The sequence below is a fragment of the Pseudomonas sp. zfem004 genome, assembly GCF_032621715.1.
Classification (GTDB): Bacteria; Pseudomonadota; Gammaproteobacteria; order Pseudomonadales; family Pseudomonadaceae; genus Aquipseudomonas; species Aquipseudomonas sichuanensis.
Genome location: NZ_JAVYJF010000039.1, coordinates 1 through 16,589, shown reverse-complemented (window position 1 = coordinate 16,589; position 16,589 = coordinate 1). Strand labels below are relative to the sequence as shown.

The 16,589-nt window shown below is 58.4% G+C and carries 12 protein-coding genes and 1 tRNA gene; all 13 read left to right on the top strand.

Going from position 1 to position 16,589, the window contains the following annotated elements; translation table 11 throughout:
* Positions 1-14 precede the first annotated feature (14 nt).
* Positions 15-485, top strand: a complete 471-nt coding sequence (rpsG, locus tag RTH46_RS25645; RefSeq protein WP_003246741.1) for a 30S ribosomal protein S7 — start codon at positions 15-17, stop codon at positions 483-485.
* 30 nt (positions 486-515) lie between these two features.
* The gene (gene fusA / locus RTH46_RS25640; protein WP_279847099.1) at positions 516-2,663 is read left to right on the top strand and encodes an elongation factor G; all 2,148 of its coding nucleotides are present in this window, start codon (positions 516-518) and stop codon (positions 2,661-2,663) included.
* A gap of 27 nt (positions 2,664-2,690) precedes the next feature.
* Positions 2,691-3,884, top strand: a complete 1,194-nt coding sequence (gene tuf / locus RTH46_RS25635) for an elongation factor Tu (protein WP_279847098.1) — start codon at positions 2,691-2,693, stop codon at positions 3,882-3,884.
* 54 nt (positions 3,885-3,938) lie between these two features.
* A tRNA-Trp gene (locus RTH46_RS25630) sits at positions 3,939-4,014 on the top strand.
* A 43-nt stretch (positions 4,015-4,057) separates the two neighbouring features.
* On the top strand, positions 4,058-4,426 hold the full coding sequence (gene secE, locus RTH46_RS25625) for a preprotein translocase subunit SecE (protein ID WP_079226343.1): 369 nt from the start codon (positions 4,058-4,060) through the stop codon (positions 4,424-4,426).
* A gap of 9 nt (positions 4,427-4,435) precedes the next feature.
* Positions 4,436-4,969: a transcription termination/antitermination protein NusG gene (nusG, locus tag RTH46_RS25620; RefSeq protein WP_110996446.1), complete on the top strand. Its 534-nt coding sequence runs from the start codon at positions 4,436-4,438 to the stop codon at positions 4,967-4,969.
* Positions 4,970-5,088: 119 nt separating this feature from the next.
* Complete coding sequence (gene rplK, locus RTH46_RS25615; RefSeq protein WP_027595466.1) at positions 5,089-5,520, top strand: 50S ribosomal protein L11; 432 nt, start codon at positions 5,089-5,091, stop codon at positions 5,518-5,520.
* Entirely contained in the window at positions 5,520-6,215 is a 696-nt protein-coding gene (gene rplA / locus RTH46_RS25610; protein ID WP_110996445.1) for a 50S ribosomal protein L1, read from the top strand. Before rplK ends, rplA begins: the two co-directional genes overlap by 1 nt.
* Positions 6,216-6,414: 199 nt before the next feature.
* On the top strand, positions 6,415-6,915 hold the full coding sequence (gene rplJ, locus RTH46_RS25605; protein WP_110996444.1) for a 50S ribosomal protein L10: 501 nt from the start codon (positions 6,415-6,417) through the stop codon (positions 6,913-6,915).
* A gap of 77 nt (positions 6,916-6,992) precedes the next feature.
* Positions 6,993-7,358: a 50S ribosomal protein L7/L12 gene (gene rplL / locus RTH46_RS25600; protein WP_003255496.1), complete on the top strand. Its 366-nt coding sequence runs from the start codon at positions 6,993-6,995 to the stop codon at positions 7,356-7,358.
* A gap of 218 nt (positions 7,359-7,576) precedes the next feature.
* Complete coding sequence (gene rpoB / locus RTH46_RS25595) at positions 7,577-11,650, top strand: DNA-directed RNA polymerase subunit beta (protein ID WP_110996447.1); 4,074 nt, start codon at positions 7,577-7,579, stop codon at positions 11,648-11,650.
* Between the two features lie 64 nt (positions 11,651-11,714).
* Positions 11,715-15,914, top strand: coding sequence for a DNA-directed RNA polymerase subunit beta' (gene rpoC / locus RTH46_RS25590; protein ID WP_125462382.1), 4,200 nt, complete (start codon positions 11,715-11,717; stop codon positions 15,912-15,914).
* Positions 15,915-16,125: 211 nt separating this feature from the next.
* Complete coding sequence (gene rpsL / locus RTH46_RS25585) at positions 16,126-16,497, top strand: 30S ribosomal protein S12 (protein WP_003255492.1); 372 nt, start codon at positions 16,126-16,128, stop codon at positions 16,495-16,497.
* The last annotated feature ends 92 nt before the right edge of the window (positions 16,498-16,589 follow it).

The window sequence follows — 16,589 nt, the reverse complement described above, 5'->3', positions numbered from 1 at the left end:
TTTGAGGGCTTATCATGCCAAGACGTCGTGTAGCAGCAAAACGTGAGATCCTTGACGATCCGAAGTACGGATCCCAGATCCTCGCCAAGTTCATGAACCACGTGATGGAAAGCGGCAAGAAGGCCGTAGCCGAGCGCATCGTTTACGGTGCCCTGGATACCGTCAAAGCACGCAAGAACAGCGACCCCCTGGAAATCTTCGAGAAAGCTCTCGACGCCATCGCTCCGCTGGTCGAAGTTAAGTCCCGCCGTGTTGGCGGTGCCACTTACCAGGTTCCGGTTGAAGTTCGTCCATCCCGTCGTAACGCTCTGGCAATGCGCTGGCTCGTAGACTACGCCCGCAAGCGCGGCGAGAAGTCGATGGCCCTGCGCCTGGCCGGTGAACTGCTGGATGCTGCCGAAGGCAAAGGTGCTGCAGTCAAGAAGCGTGAAGACGTTCACCGTATGGCTGAAGCCAACAAAGCGTTCTCGCACTACCGCTTCTAATTCAAGCATCAATCATTTTGCGAGGGCTTTATGGCTCGTACTACAGCAATTAACCGCTACCGTAACATTGGTATCTGTGCCCACGTTGACGCGGGCAAGACCACCACTACCGAGCGGATCCTGTTCTACACAGGTCTGAGCCACAAGATGGGCGAGGTGCATGACGGCGCCGCGACCACCGACTGGATGGTGCAAGAGCAAGAGCGCGGTATCACCATTACCTCCGCTGCTGTTACCACCTTCTGGAAAGGTTCCCGTGGTCAGTACGACAACTACCGCGTAAACGTCATCGATACCCCCGGCCACGTTGACTTCACCATTGAAGTAGAGCGTTCGCTGCGTGTACTCGACGGCGCGGTCGTTGTGTTCTGCGGTACCTCCGGCGTTGAGCCGCAGTCCGAAACCGTATGGCGTCAGGCCAACAAGTACGGCGTTCCACGTGTTGTTTACGTGAACAAGATGGACCGTGCCGGTGCCAACTTCCTGCGCGTTATCGGCCAGATCAAGAACCGCCTGGGTCACACCCCGGTTCCGGTCCAGCTGGCTATCGGTGCAGAAGACGACTTCCAGGGTCAGGTTGACCTGATCAAGATGAAAGCCATCTACTGGAACGATGACGACAAAGGCACCACCTATCGCGAGGAAGAGATTCCTGCTGAGCTGGTGGACCTGGCCAACGAATGGCGCAGCAACATGGTCGAGGCTGCTGCCGAGGCCAACGAAGAGCTGATGAACAAGTACCTTGAAGAAGGTGACCTGTCCGTCGAAGACATCAAGGCTGGTCTGCGCGCCCGTACCCTGGCGAGCGAGATCGTTCCTGCTGTCTGCGGTTCGTCGTTCAAGAACAAGGGCGTTCCCCTGGTTCTCGATGCCGTTATCGACTTCCTGCCAGCTCCGACCGAAATCCCGGCGATCAAGGGTATCCACCCTGACCTGATCGACGTGCCGAAGGATGAGGTCACTGCTGAACAGTACGACGAGCGTCCTGCTGACGACAACGAGCCGTTCTCGGCCCTGGCGTTCAAGATCGCTACCGACCCGTTCGTTGGTACTCTGACCTTCGTCCGCGTTTACTCGGGCTTCCTGACCTCCGGTGACTCCGTCATCAACTCGGTCAAGGGCAAGAAAGAACGCGTTGGCCGTATGGTGCAGATGCACGCCAACCAGCGTGAAGAGATCAAAGAAGTACGCGCTGGCGACATCGCTGCTCTGATCGGCATGAAGGACGTCACCACCGGTGACACCCTGTGCAACGCCGACAAGCCGATCATCCTCGAGCGTATGGACTTCCCTGAGCCGGTAATTTCGCTCTCCGTAGAGCCGAAAACCAAGGCTGACCAGGAGAAGATGGGTATCGCTCTGGGCAAACTGGCTCAGGAAGACCCGTCGTTCCGCGTCAAGACCGACGAAGAAACCGGCCAGACCATCATCTCCGGTATGGGTGAGCTGCACCTGGACATCCTCGTTGACCGCATGAAGCGCGAGTTCAACGTCGAGTGCAACGTCGGCAAGCCGCAGGTTTCGTACCGCGAGAAGATCACCAAGTCCAACGTCGAGATCGAAGGCAAGTTCGTTCGTCAGTCGGGTGGTCGTGGTCAGTTCGGTCACTGCTGGATCCGTTTCTCGGAGCCGGACGTGGACGAGAAGGGCAACATCACCGAAGGTCTGGTGTTCTCCAACGAAGTCGTTGGTGGTGTGATTCCTAAGGAATTCATCGCCCCGATCCAGAAGGGTATCGAAGAGCAGATGAAGAACGGCGTTGTTGCCGGCTATCCGCTCCTCGGCCTGAAGGCTACTGTATTCGACGGTTCGTACCACGACGTCGACTCCAACGAAATGGCGTTCAAAATCGCTGCTTCGATGGCTACCAAGCAACTGGCCCAGAAGGGCGGTGGCGTGGTCCTCGAACCGATCATGAAGGTCGAGGTTGTAACCCCGGAAGATTACCTGGGTGACGTGATGGGTGACCTGAGCCGTCGTCGTGGGATGATCCAGGGTAATGAAGACTCGGTGTCCGGCAAGGTAATCACTGCTGAGGTGCCGCTCGGAGAGATGTTCGGTTACGCGACCGACGTTCGTTCCATGTCTCAGGGTCGCGCAAGCTACTCCATGGAATTCTCCAAATACGCCGAAGCTCCGTCGAACATCGTCGAAGCACTCGTTAAAAAACAAGGCTAATCCCCTTTAGGCAAGAGGTTCACTGTCGTGGCTAAAGAAAAATTTGATCGTTCCCTTCCCCACGTTAACGTCGGCACCATCGGCCACGTTGACCACGGTAAGACCACTCTGACCGCAGCTCTGACCCGCGTCTGCTCCGAAGTTTTCGGTTCGGCCGTCGTTGAGTTCGACAAGATCGACTCGGCTCCGGAAGAAAAAGCTCGCGGTATCACCATCAACACCGCGCACGTCGAGTACAACTCGAACATTCGTCACTACGCTCACGTTGACTGCCCAGGTCACGCTGACTACGTGAAGAACATGATCACCGGTGCTGCCCAGATGGACGGCGCGATCCTGGTTTGCTCGGCCGCCGATGGTCCGATGCCACAAACCCGTGAGCACATCCTGCTGTCCCGTCAGGTTGGCGTTCCGTACATCGTGGTCTTCCTGAACAAGGCTGACCTGGTAGACGACGCTGAGCTGCTGGAACTGGTCGAGATGGAAGTTCGCGACCTGCTGTCCACCTACGACTTCCCAGGCGACGACACCCCGATCATCATCGGTTCGGCTCGTATGGCGCTGGAAGGCAAAGACGACAACGAAATGGGTACCACCGCTGTCAAGCGTCTGGTTGAAACTCTGGAYAGCTACATCCCAGAGCCAGAGCGTGCTATCGACAAGCCGTTCCTGATGCCAATCGAAGACGTRTTCTCGATCTCCGGTCGCGGTACCGTTGTTACCGGCCGTATCGAGCGCGGTATCGTCAAGGTTCAAGACCCGCTGGAAATCGTTGGTCTGCGTGACACCACCACCACCACCTGCACCGGCGTTGAGATGTTCCGCAAGCTGCTGGACGAAGGTCGTGCTGGCGAGAACTGCGGCGTCCTGCTGCGTGGTACCAAGCGTGACGACGTTGAGCGTGGCCAGGTTCTGGTCAAGCCAGGTTCGGTCAAGCCGCACACCAAGTTCACCGCAGAAGTCTACGTTCTGTCGAAGGAAGAAGGCGGTCGTCACACTCCGTTCTTCAAAGGCTACCGTCCTCAGTTCTACTTCCGTACTACTGACGTAACCGGTAACTGCCAGCTGCCAGAAGGCGTTGAGATGGTAATGCCAGGTGACAACATCCAGATGGAAGTCACCCTGATCAAGACCATCGCAATGGAAGATGGTCTGCGCTTCGCCATCCGTGAAGGCGGTCGTACCGTCGGTGCCGGCGTCGTAGCAAAAATTATCGAATAAGTAGTTGATTTACTTGATCAGGCCGGTATAATTGCCGGCCTGATACAGCGTTACAGGTCAGTAGCTCAATTGGCAGAGCGACGGTCTCCAAAACCGTAGGTTGGGGGTTCGATTCCCTCCTGACCTGCCATTCACCTCGGTGTGATGGCTTTCTTCTTACAGGATCCTCCTCGATGACCCCCAAAACTGAAGCCCAAGAATCGCGTTTTGATCTGTTCAAGTGGCTGGCTGTAGTGGCTTTGGTGGTTGTTGCTGTCGTGGGTAATCAGTATTACTCGGCATCGCCGATCCTGTATCGCGTTCTCGCACTTCTTGCCCTGGCTGCGGTTGCTGGCTTTGTTGCCCTGCAAACTGCGAAGGGTAAGTCGTTTTTTGCGTTGGCGAAGGAAGCTCGTACTGAGATCCGTAAAGTCGTGTGGCCGACCCGCCAAGAAACCACTCAGACCACGCTCATCGTAGTGGCTGTTGTTCTGGTTATGGCGCTGCTGCTGTGGGGTCTTGACTCCCTGCTCGGCTGGGCGGTCTCCTTGATTGTTGGCTAAGGGTGTCCCGTGGCTAAGCGTTGGTACGTAGTGCATGCTTACTCGGGTTACGAGAAGCATGTGATGCGCTCCCTGGTAGAGCGCGTCAAGCTGGCTGGCATGGAAGACGAATTCGGCGAGATCCTGGTCCCGACCGAAGAAGTCGTTGAAATGCGCAATGGCCAGAAGCGCAAAAGTGAGCGCAAATTCTTCCCTGGCTATGTATTGGTCCAGATGGAAATGAACGAAGGGACTTGGCACCTTGTCAAGGATACCCCTCGGGTCATGGGTTTCATTGGTGGTACCGCAGACAAGCCTGCGCCGATCACCGATAAAGAGGCTGAGGCCATCCTGCGTCGCGTAGCCGACGGCAGTGACAAGCCGAAGCCGAAGACGCTGTTCGAGCCGGGTGAAGTGGTTCGCGTCATTGACGGTCCATTCGCCGACTTCAATGGCAGTGTCGAAGAGGTTAACTACGAGAAGAGCCGTCTGCAGGTTGCAGTGCTCATTTTCGGTCGCTCTACTCCGGTGGAGCTCGAGTTCAGCCAGGTCGAGAAGGTCTAGCCGAACGACGCATCCCATACCCCGCAGCCCTATGTGCTGCGGGGTTTTGTCGTCACTGGGATAAAACGCAAGTCATCCGGGGAGCCATCTGGCGTTCGTACCCGATATTGGAGTAGCTCATGGCTAAGAAGATTCAGGCTTACATCAAGCTGCAAGTAAAGGCCGGCCAGGCCAACCCTAGCCCACCCGTTGGTCCAGCACTGGGTCAACACGGTGTGAACATCATGGAATTCTGCAAGGCCTTCAACGCCCGTACTCAGGGTCAAGAAGCCGGCCTGCCGACTCCTGTGATCATCACTGTCTACAGTGACCGTAGCTTCACCTTCGAAACCAAGAGCACCCCTGCCTCGGTTCTGCTGAAGAAAGCTGCTGGCCTGACCAGTGGTTCGGCTCGTCCGAACACCGTCAAGGTCGGTACCGTGACCCGCGCTCAGCTGGAAGAGATCGCCAAGACCAAGCAGGCCGATCTGACTGCTGCTGACCTGGACGCTGCTGTACGCACCATCGCTGGCTCTGCCCGCAGCATGGGCCTGAACGTGGAGGGTGTGTAATGGCTAAGCTGACCAAGCGCCAAAAGGCTATCGCCGAGAAAATCGAAGCAGGCAAGGCCTACAACTTCGAAGAAGCCGCAGCTCTGCTGGCTTCGCTGCCGAACGCCAAATTCGTCGAGTCGTACGACATCGCCGTAAACCTCGGTGTTGACCCGCGTAAATCCGACCAGGTCGTACGTAGCGCTACCGTGCTGCCACACGGCACTGGCAAGACCGTACGCGTTGCCGTCTTCACCCAGGGTCCAGCTGCTGAAGCCGCTCTGGCTGCCGGCGCTGACCGTGTAGGTATGGACGACCTGGCTGCCGAAATGAAAGCCGGCGACCTGAACTATGACGTCGTTATCGCATCGCCTGATGCCATGCGCGTTGTAGGTCAGCTGGGTCAGGTTCTGGGTCCTCGCGGCCTGATGCCTAACCCGAAAGTCGGTACCGTTTCGCCAGACGTAGCCACTGCCGTGAAAAACGCCAAGGCTGGTCAGGTTCGCTACCGCACCGACAAAAACGGTATCATCCACACCTCCGTTGGCAAAGTCGGCTTCGAAGCTGGCAAGCTGAAGGAAAACGTTGAAGCCCTGATCGCTGATCTGAAGCGTATCAAGCCGGCTTCCTCGAAAGGTATCTACGTCAAGCGCGTTACCCTGAGCACCACTATGGGCCCAGGCCTGATGATCGATCAGAGCTCGCTGAACGTGTAAGACAGTGTTGGCGGGCGTCATGCCCGCCAGCAGCAAAAATTGGGGTCCCTGCCTGGCGGGGGCTATCCAAGACCGTAGGCGGCGCAAGCCTTAAACAACCAGCCTACGCAGATGGTGCTCCCGGTTCCTTACCGAATCAGACACCAAAACGACATCCGGCTTCGGCCAGATGAAACGGTAACAAGCAGGAGTTTTACCCGTGGCAATTAAACTCGAAGACAAGAAGGCCATCGTCGCTGAAGTCAACGAGGCTGCCAAAGTCGCTCTGTCCGCTGTCGTGGCTGATGCCCGTGGTGTGACTGTAGGCGCAATGACCGGACTCCGTAAAGAGGCTCGTGAAGCTGGCGTATACGTACGTGTCGTACGTAACACCCTGCTCAAGCGCGCTGTTGCTGACACTGAATTCAGTGTCCTCAACGACGCCTTCACTGGCCCGACCCTGATCGCTTTCTCCAACGAGCACCCGGGCGCTGCTGCCCGTCTGTTCAAAGAGTTCGCCAAGGGTCAGAGCAAGTTCGAGATCAAGGCAGCTGCGTTTGACGGCAAGTTCATTGCAGCGAACCAGATCGACGTGTTGGCTACCCTGCCGACTCGCGACGAGGCCATCGCGAAGCTGATGAGCGTGATCCAAGGCGCTACCAGCAAGCTGGCCCGCACCCTGGCAGCTATTCGCGACCAGAAAGAAGCAACCGCCGCCTAAGGCGCGCGAAACTCTTTCGAATCATACGTTTAATTTGATAGCTGCTTAGGCTGTCACCCCAATACAGGATTTAAGTCATGTCCCTGACTAACGAGCAAATCATCGAAGCAATCGGCCAGAAAACCGTTCTGGAAGTTGTTGAGCTGATCAAAGCAATGGAAGAAACCTTCGGCGTTACCGCTGCTGTTGCCGCTGCTGGCCCAGCTGCTGCTGCTGCCGTTGTTGAAGAGCAGACCGAGTTCAACGTTGTTCTGGTTGAAGCCGGCGACAAGAAAGTGAACGTCATTAAAGCCGTTCGCGAACTGACCGGTCTGGGCCTGAAAGAAGCCAAAGAGAAAGTCGACGGCGCTCCTCAGGTTGTAGCTGAAGGCGTTTCGAAAGAAGCCGCTGAAGACGCTAAGAAGAAGCTGGAAGAAGCAGGCGCCAAAGTCGAGCTGAAGTAATTTCGACTGTGCGATGCCAGCCCGAGCGTTAAGCGAAGGGCTGATGGCTGGTGGCTTATGCCACCGGCCTTTTTCCGTTATTGGTGGCCGATCAGGTCGGCCCCGATAACGAGCGGTAACCACCATGAGGGTGGCGCAAACCAAGGGGTTTGCACGATTTTCTGGCTGCTCCCGCCGGGAGATGCCAAACAAGCAGGTGACCAAGCTGGGGAATGCTGATGGCTTACTCATACACTGAGAAAAAACGTATCCGCAAGGACTTTAGCAAGTTGCCGGACGTCATGGACGTGCCTTACCTCCTGGCAATCCAGCTGGATTCGTATCGCGAATTCCTGCAGGCAGGAGCATCCAAGGACCAGTTCCGCGACATCGGCCTGCATGCGGCCTTCAAATCGGTATTCCCGATCATCAGCTACTCCGGCAATGCTGCCCTGGAGTACGTCGGCTACCGCCTGGGTGAGCCGGCCTTCGATGTGAAGGAATGTGTCCTGCGCGGTGTGACCTTTGCGGTCCCGCTGCGGGTGAAGGTGCGCCTGATCATCTTCGACAAGGAATCGTCGAACAAAGCGATCAAGGACATCAAAGAGCAAGAAGTCTACATGGGTGAAATCCCCCTGATGACTGAGAACGGTACCTTCGTTATCAACGGTACCGAGCGTGTGATCGTCTCCCAGCTGCACCGTTCGCCGGGTGTGTTCTTCGACCACGACCGTGGCAAGACCCACAGCTCGGGCAAGCTGCTGTACTCCGCACGTATCATCCCTTACCGCGGTTCGTGGCTGGACTTCGAGTTCGACCCGAAGGACTGCGTGTTCGTCCGTATCGACCGTCGCCGCAAACTGCCGGCCTCGGTACTGCTGCGCGCCCTGGGTTACAGCACCGAAGAGGTTCTGAACACCTTCTACACCACCAACGTATTCCACGTTTCCGGCGAAAAACTGAGCCTGGAGCTGGTACCTCAGCGTCTGCGTGGTGAAGTTGCGGTCATGGACATCCATGACGATTCCGGCAAGGTCATCGTCGAGCAGGGCCGCCGTATCACCGCGCGCCACATCAACCAGCTGGAAAAGGCTGGCGTGAAACAGCTGGACGTGCCGCTGGAGTACATGCTGGGCCGCACCACCGCCAAGGCGATCGTGCACCCTGCTACCGGCGAGATCCTGGCCGAGTGCAACACCGAGCTGACCACCGACCTGCTGGTCAAGGTCGCCAAGGCCCAGGTCGTTCGCATCGAAACGCTTTACACCAACGACATCGACTGCGGTCCGTTCATTTCGGACACCCTGAAGATCGATACCACCAGCAACCAACTGGAAGCGCTGGTCGAGATCTACCGCATGATGCGTCCGGGCGAGCCGCCAACAAAGGACGCCGCCGAGACCCTGTTCAACAACCTGTTCTTCAGCGCCGAGCGTTACGACCTGTCCGCCGTTGGTCGCATGAAGTTCAACCGTCGTATCGGTCGTACCGAGATCGAAGGTTCGGGCGTGCTGAGCAAGGAAGACATCGTCGAGGTTCTCAAGACCCTGGTCGACATCCGTAACGGCAAAGGCATCGTCGACGATATCGACCACCTGGGTAACCGTCGCGTCCGTTGCGTCGGCGAGATGGCCGAGAACCAGTTCCGCGTTGGCCTGGTGCGCGTAGAGCGTGCGGTCAAAGAGCGTCTGTCGATGGCTGAAAGCGAAGGCCTGATGCCGCAAGACCTGATCAACGCCAAGCCGGTTGCGGCGGCGGTGAAAGAGTTCTTCGGCTCCAGCCAGCTCTCGCAGTTCATGGACCAGAACAACCCGCTCTCCGAGATCACCCACAAGCGTCGTGTCTCTGCACTCGGCCCTGGCGGTCTGACCCGTGAGCGCGCTGGCTTCGAAGTCCGTGACGTACACCCGACCCACTACGGCCGCGTGTGCCCGATCGAAACGCCGGAAGGCCCGAACATCGGTCTGATCAACTCCCTGGCGGCCTACGCCCGCACCAACCAGTACGGCTTCCTGGAAAGCCCGTACCGCGTGGTGAAAGAGGGTGTGGTCAGCGACGACATCGTGTTCCTGTCCGCGATCGAAGAAGCCGATCACGTCATCGCCCAGGCTTCGGCCGCGATGAACGAGAAGAAGCAGCTGATCGACGAGCTGGTAGCGGTCCGTCACCTGAACGAATTCACCGTCAAGGCGCCGGAAGACGTCACCCTGATGGACGTTTCGCCGAAGCAGGTAGTTTCGGTTGCTGCGTCGCTGATTCCGTTCCTCGAGCACGACGACGCCAACCGTGCGTTGATGGGTTCGAACATGCAGCGTCAGGCTGTACCTACCCTGCGTGCCGACAAGCCGCTGGTCGGTACCGGCATGGAGCGCAACGTTGCCCGTGACTCCGGCGTCTGCGTCGTGGCCCGTCGTGGCGGCGTGATCGACTCCGTCGATGCCAGCCGTATCGTGGTGCGTGTTGCCGATGACGAAGTAGAAACCGGTGAAGCCGGTGTCGACATCTACAACCTGACCAAATACACCCGTTCCAACCAGAACACCTGCATCAACCAGCGTCCGCTGGTGAGCAAGGGTGACGTGGTCAAGCGCAACGACATCATGGCCGACGGCCCGTCCACCGACATGGGTGAACTGGCGCTGGGTCAGAACATGCGCATCGCGTTCATGGCCTGGAACGGTTTCAACTTCGAAGACTCCATCTGTCTGTCGGAGCGCGTGGTTCAGGAAGACCGCTTCACCACGATCCACATCCAGGAACTGACCTGTGTGGCCCGTGACACCAAGCTTGGCCCAGAGGAAATCACCGCGGACATCCCGAACGTGGGTGAAGCTGCGCTGAACAAGCTGGACGAAGCCGGTATCGTCTACGTAGGTGCCGAAGTCGGCGCTGGTGACATCCTGGTCGGCAAGGTCACTCCGAAAGGCGAGACCCAGCTGACGCCGGAAGAAAAACTGCTGCGCGCGATCTTCGGTGAGAAGGCCAGCGACGTCAAAGACACCTCCCTGCGCGTGCCGACCGGCACCAAGGGTACCGTCATCGACGTACAGGTCTTCACCCGTGATGGCGTTGAGCGCGACAGCCGCGCCCTGTCCATCGAGAAGATGCAGCTGGACGAGATCCGCAAGGACCTGAACGAAGAGTTCCGCATCGTCGAAGGCGCAACCTTCGAGCGTCTGCGTTCCGCGCTGAACGGCCAGGTGGTTGACGGTGGTGCGGGCCTGAAGAAAGGCACCGTGATCACTGACGACGTGCTGAACGGTCTGGAGCACGGCCAGTGGTTCAAACTGCGCATGGCCGAAGATGCACTGAACGAGCAGCTGGAAAAGGCTCAGCAGTACATCGTCGATCGCCGCCGTCTGCTGGACGACAAGTTCGAAGACAAGAAGCGCAAGCTGCAGCAGGGCGATGACCTGGCTCCGGGCGTACTGAAGATCGTCAAGGTCTACCTGGCAATCCGCCGTCGCATCCAGCCGGGCGACAAGATGGCCGGTCGTCACGGTAACAAAGGTGTGGTCTCGGTGATCATGCCGGTCGAAGACATGCCGCACGACGCCAACGGTACTCCGGTCGACGTCGTACTGAACCCGCTGGGCGTACCTTCGCGTATGAACGTCGGTCAGATCCTTGAAACCCACCTGGGCCTCGCGGCCAAAGGCCTGGGCGAGAAGATCGACCGCATGATCGAAGAGCAGCGCAAAGCCGCTGAGCTGCGTGGTTTCCTCACCGAGATCTACAACGAGATCGGTGGTCGTCAGGAGAACCTGGACGAGTTCACCGACGAAGAGATCCTCGCCCTGGCGCACAACTTGAAGAAGGGCGTGCCAATGGCCACTCCAGTCTTCGACGGTGCCAAGGAGAGCGAGATCAAGGCCATGCTGAAACTGGCAGACCTGCCAGAAAGCGGCCAGATGGTGCTGTTCGATGGCCGTACCGGCAACAAGTTCGAGCGTGCTGTGACCGTTGGTTACATGTACATGCTCAAGTTGAACCACTTGGTGGACGACAAGATGCACGCGCGTTCCACTGGTTCTTACAGCCTGGTTACCCAGCAGCCGCTGGGTGGTAAGGCGCAGTTCGGTGGTCAGCGTTTCGGGGAGATGGAAGTGTGGGCGCTGGAAGCATACGGCGCGGCATACACCCTGCAAGAAATGCTCACAGTGAAGTCGGACGACGTGAACGGCCGTACCAAGATGTACAAGAACATCGTGGATGGCGATCACCGTATGGAGCCGGGCATGCCCGAGTCCTTCAACGTGTTGATCAAAGAGATCCGTTCGCTCGGTATCGACATCGATCTGGAAACCGAATAACACGTGACGCGAAGGGGAGTGCGGCAGCTGCTGCCCACTCCCTGCTCCGCCAGGAGGAAAGGCCTTGAAAGACCTACTGAATTTGCTGAAAAACCAGGGTCAAGTCGAAGAGTTCGACGCCATCCGTATCGGTCTGGCGTCGCCTGAAATGATCCGTTCGTGGTCGTTCGGTGAAGTCAAGAAGCCGGAAACCATCAACTACCGTACGTTCAAGCCTGAGCGTGACGGCCTGTTCTGCGCCAAGATCTTTGGCCCAGTCAAGGACTACGAGTGCCTGTGCGGCAAGTACAAGCGCCTGAAGCACCGTGGTGTGATCTGCGAGAAGTGCGGCGTTGAAGTCGCCCTGGCCAAGGTTCGTCGTGAGCGCATGGCGCACATCGAACTGGCCTCGCCGGTTGCCCACATCTGGTTCCTGAAGTCGCTGCCGTCCCGTATCGGCCTGCTGATGGACATGACCCTGCGTGACATCGAGCGCGTGCTCTACTTCGAGAGCTACGTCGTGATCGACCCGGGCATGACCACCCTCGAGAAGGGCCAGCTGCTCAACGACGAACAGTACTTCGAAGCGCTGGAAGAGTTCGGTGACGACTTCGATGCCCGCATGGGTGCCGAGGCTGTCCGCGAGCTGCTGCACGCTATCGACCTGGAGCACGAGATTGGCCGTCTGCGCGAAGAAATTCCGCAAACCAACTCGGAAACCAAGATCAAGAAGCTGTCCAAGCGCCTGAAGCTGATGGAAGCTTTCCAGGGCTCGGGCAACCTGCCTGAGTGGATGGTCCTGACCGTCCTGCCAGTCCTGCCGCCGGACCTGCGTCCGCTGGTACCGCTGGATGGCGGCCGCTTCGCGACCTCCGACCTGAACGACCTGTATCGTCGGGTGATCAACCGTAACAACCGTCTGAAGCGCCTGCTCGATCTGTCGGCGCCGGACATCATCGTGCGCAACGAAAAGCGCATGCTGCAGGAAGCGGTCGACGCCCTGCTCGACAACGGCCGTCGCGGTCGCGCCATCACTGGCTCGAACAAGCGTCCGCTGAAGTCGCTGGCCGACATGATCAAAGGTAAGCAAGGTCGCTTCCGTCAGAACTTGCTCGGTAAGCGCGTGGACTACTCCGGTCGCTCGGTAATTACCGTAGGCCCGACCCTGCGCCTGCACCAGTGCGGTCTGCCGAAGAAGATGGCCCTCGAGCTGTTCAAACCGTTCATTTTCGGCAAGCTGGAAATGCGTGGTCTGGCGACCACCATCAAGGCCGCCAAGAAGATGGTCGAGCGCGAGCTGCCAGAGGTGTGGGACGTTCTCGCCGAAGTGATTCGCGAACACCCCGTACTGCTCAACCGTGCACCGACCCTGCACCGTCTGGGTATCCAGGCCTTTGAACCGGTACTGATCGAAGGTAAGGCTATCCAGCTGCACCCGCTGGTCTGCGCCGCGTACAACGCCGACTTCGACGGTGACCAGATGGCCGTTCACGTGCCGCTGACGCTGGAAGCCCAGCTCGAAGCGCGCGCGCTGATGATGTCGACCAACAACATTCTGTCGCCAGCCAACGGTGAGCCAATCATCGTTCCGTCGCAGGACGTTGTACTGGGTCTGTACTACATGACCCGTGAAGCCATCAACGCCAAGGGCGAAGGTCGCGTATTCGCCGACCTGCAGGAAGTCGACCGCGTATTCCGCGCCGGCGAAGCTGCCCTGCACGCGAAAATCAAGGTTCGTATCAACGAAACCGTGAAAGAGCGTGACGGTTCGGTGGTCAAGAACACCCGCATCGTCGACACCACTGTCGGCCGTGCGCTGCTGTTCCAGGTTGTACCGGCAGGCCTGCCGTACGACGTGGTCAACCAGCCGATGAAGAAGAAGGCGATCTCCAAGCTGATCAACCAGTGCTACCGCGTGGTTGGTCTGAAAGAGACCGTTATCTTCGCTGACCAGCTGATGTACACCGGTTTCGCTTACTCGACCATTTCCGGCGTTTCCATCGGTGTTAACGACTTCGTTATCCCGGACGAGAAAGCCCGCATCATCGGTAACGCTACCGATGAAGTGAAGGAAATCGAGAGCCAGTACGCCTCCGGCCTGGTAACCCAGGGCGAGAAGTACAACAAGGTCATCGACTTGTGGTCGAAGGCGAACGACGAAGTGTCCAAGGCGATGATGGCCAACCTCTCGAAAGAGAAGGTCATCGACCGCGAAGGCAAGGAAGTCGAGCAAGAGTCCTTCAACTCGATGTACATGATGGCCGACTCCGGTGCTCGTGGTTCCGCGGCCCAGATCCGTCAGCTGGCCGGTATGCGTGGCCTGATGGCCAAGCCGGACGGCTCGATCATCGAGACGCCGATCACCGCGAACTTCCGTGAAGGTCTGAGCGTACTGCAGTACTTCATCTCGACTCACGGTGCTCGTAAAGGTCTGGCGGATACCGCACTGAAGACTGCGAACTCCGGTTACCTGACTCGCCGTCTGGTAGACGTTGCCCAGGATCTGGTCGTGACCGAGATCGACTGCGGCACCGACCAGGGTCTGCTGATGACCCCGCACATCGAAGGCGGCGACGTTGTCGAGCCGCTGGGTGAGCGTGTACTGGGTCGTGTCATCGCCCGTGACGTGTTCAAGCCAGGTACCGAGGACGTCATCGTTCCTGCCGGCACCCTGGTCGACGAGCAGTGGGTCGAGTTCATCGAGCTGAACAGCATCGACGAAGTGGTCGTGCGTTCGCCGATCAGCTGCGAAACCCGCTACGGCATCTGCGCCAAGTGCTACGGTCGCGACCTGGCTCGCGGTCACCAGGTGAACATCGGTGAAGCTGTCGGCGTTATCGCTGCACAGTCGATCGGTGAGCCGGGTACCCAGCTGACCATGCGTACGTTCCACATCGGTGGTGCTGCAAGCCGTACTTCGGCTGCCGACAGCGTCCAGGTGAAGAACGGCGGTATGGTGCGTCTGCACAACCTGAAGCAGGTCGAGCGTGCCGATGGCAACCTGGTTGCCGTGTCGCGTTCCGGCGAGCTGGCCATTGCCGACGAGTTCGGCCGTGAGCGTGAGCGCTACAAGCTGCCTTACGGTGCGGTGATTTCGGTCAAGGAAGGTGACAAGGTCGAAGCTGGCGCCATCGTCGCCAAGTGGGACCCGCACACCCACCCGATCGTTACCGAGCTGAAAGGTACCGTGACCTTCGTGGGCATGGAAGAAAACATCACCATCAAGCGCCAGACCGACGAACTGACCGGTCTGACCAACATTGAAGTCCTGGACGTCAAGGATCGCCCTGCCGCTGGCAAGGAAATCCGTCCGGCCATCAAGATGGTCGATGCCAATGGCAAGGATCTGTACCTGCCAGGTACCGACGTACCTGCTCAGTACTTCCTGCCAGCCAACGCCCTCGTCGGTGTGGCTGACGGTGCTCAGATCGGCGTCGGTGACGTTATTGCGCGTATCCCGCAAGAAACCTCGAAGACCCGTGACATCACCGGTGGTCTGCCACGCGTTGCCGACCTGTTCGAAGCGCGTCGTCCGAAAGAAGCCTCGATTCTGGCTGAAGTCAGCGGCACCATCGCCTTCGGTAAAGAGACCAAGGGCAAGCGCCGTCTGGTCATCACTCCGACCGATGGCAGCGATCCGTACGAAGAGCTGATTCCGAAGTGGCGCCACCTGAACGTCTTCGAAGGCGAACAGGTAAACCGCGGCGAAGTTATCTCTGACGGCCCGAGCGATCCGCACGACATCCTGCGTCTGCTGGGTGTAAGCGCGCTGGCGAAGTACATCGTCAACGAGATCCAGGACGTTTACCGTCTGCAAGGCGTTAAGATCAACGACAAGCACATCGAGACCATCCTGCGCCAGATGCTGCGCAAGGTCGAGATCGCCGAGTCGGGTGACTCCAGCTTCATCAAGGGCGACCAGATGGAACTGACTCACGTGCTGGTCGAGAACGAGCGTCTCGCCGCCGAAGACAAGTTCATCTCGAAGTTCACCCGCGTACTGCTGGGTATCACCAAGGCCTCGCTGTCGACCGAGTCGTTCATTTCCGCGGCTTCCTTCCAGGAAACCACCCGCGTACTGACCGAAGCGGCCGTTACCGGCAAGCGCGATTACCTGCGCGGCCTGAAAGAGAACGTGGTCGTGGGTCGTCTGATCCCGGCCGGTACCGGTCTGGCGTATCACAGCGAGCGCAAGCGCCGCCGTGAAGCCGACAAGCCGCTGCGTGTGAGCGCCAGTGAGGTGGAAGCCGCACTGACCGAAGCGCTGAACTCCAGCGGTAACTAAGTACAGGGCAGGGCCCCGGCAAGCCCCGCGCGACCATCGATGACATGAAATGTTGCCGATGATCGGGCGGGGAGGGCCGGGGCCTCGTCTTGACTGGGTGCAAGATCCTCCGTAGACTTTTGTACCCTTAAATTTGGTGAGGCTCCGTCTCGCCAATTTTTGGCTTTCTTGCAAGACAATTGAGTCGCAAGGCAATCAGTGGAGCTAGTAGATGGCAACTATCAACCAGCTGGTACGTCAGCCGCGTAAGCGTTCGGTCGAGAAATCGGACGTTCCTGCGCTGCAGAACTGCCCGCAACGTCGTGGCGTGTGCACCCGCGTGTACACCACTACGCCGAAAAAACCTAACTCGGCACTGCGTAAAGTATGCCGTGTGCGTCTGACCAACGGTTTCGAGGTTTCCTCGTACATCGGTGGTGAAGGCCACAACCTGCAAGAGCACAGCGTCGTCCTGATCCGTGGCGGCCGTGTAAAAGACTTGCCAGGTGTTCGTTACCACACCGTTCGCGGCTCTCTGGATACTTCGGGCGTCAAAGGCCGTAACCAGGGTCGTTCGAAGTACGGTACCAAGCGTCCGAAGTAATCGGCCGTTTGCAGACATCCATTTTTTTGAGTCGATAAGAGTAAGGTCGGGCAGGGGTCGAAGACCCACGTCCCGGGCTAACCTGAAGACCG

Excerpts from the sequence above, each read along its gene's own strand:
- rplL (WP_003255496.1), top strand. The coding sequence starts at position 6,993 with ATGTCCCTGACTAACGAGCAAATCATCGAAGCAATCGGCCAGAAAACC.
- secE (WP_079226343.1), top strand. The coding sequence starts at position 4,058 with ATGACCCCCAAAACTGAAGCCCAAGAATCGCGTTTTGATCTGTTCAAG.
- fusA (WP_279847099.1), top strand. The coding sequence starts at position 516 with ATGGCTCGTACTACAGCAATTAACCGCTACCGTAACATTGGTATCTGT.
- rplK (WP_027595466.1), top strand. The coding sequence starts at position 5,089 with ATGGCTAAGAAGATTCAGGCTTACATCAAGCTGCAAGTAAAGGCCGGC.
- rpsG (WP_003246741.1), top strand. The coding sequence starts at position 15 with ATGCCAAGACGTCGTGTAGCAGCAAAACGTGAGATCCTTGACGATCCG.
- rplA (WP_110996445.1), top strand. The coding sequence starts at position 5,520 with ATGGCTAAGCTGACCAAGCGCCAAAAGGCTATCGCCGAGAAAATCGAA.
- rpsL (WP_003255492.1), top strand. The coding sequence starts at position 16,126 with ATGGCAACTATCAACCAGCTGGTACGTCAGCCGCGTAAGCGTTCGGTC.
- rpoB (WP_110996447.1), top strand. The coding sequence starts at position 7,577 with ATGGCTTACTCATACACTGAGAAAAAACGTATCCGCAAGGACTTTAGC.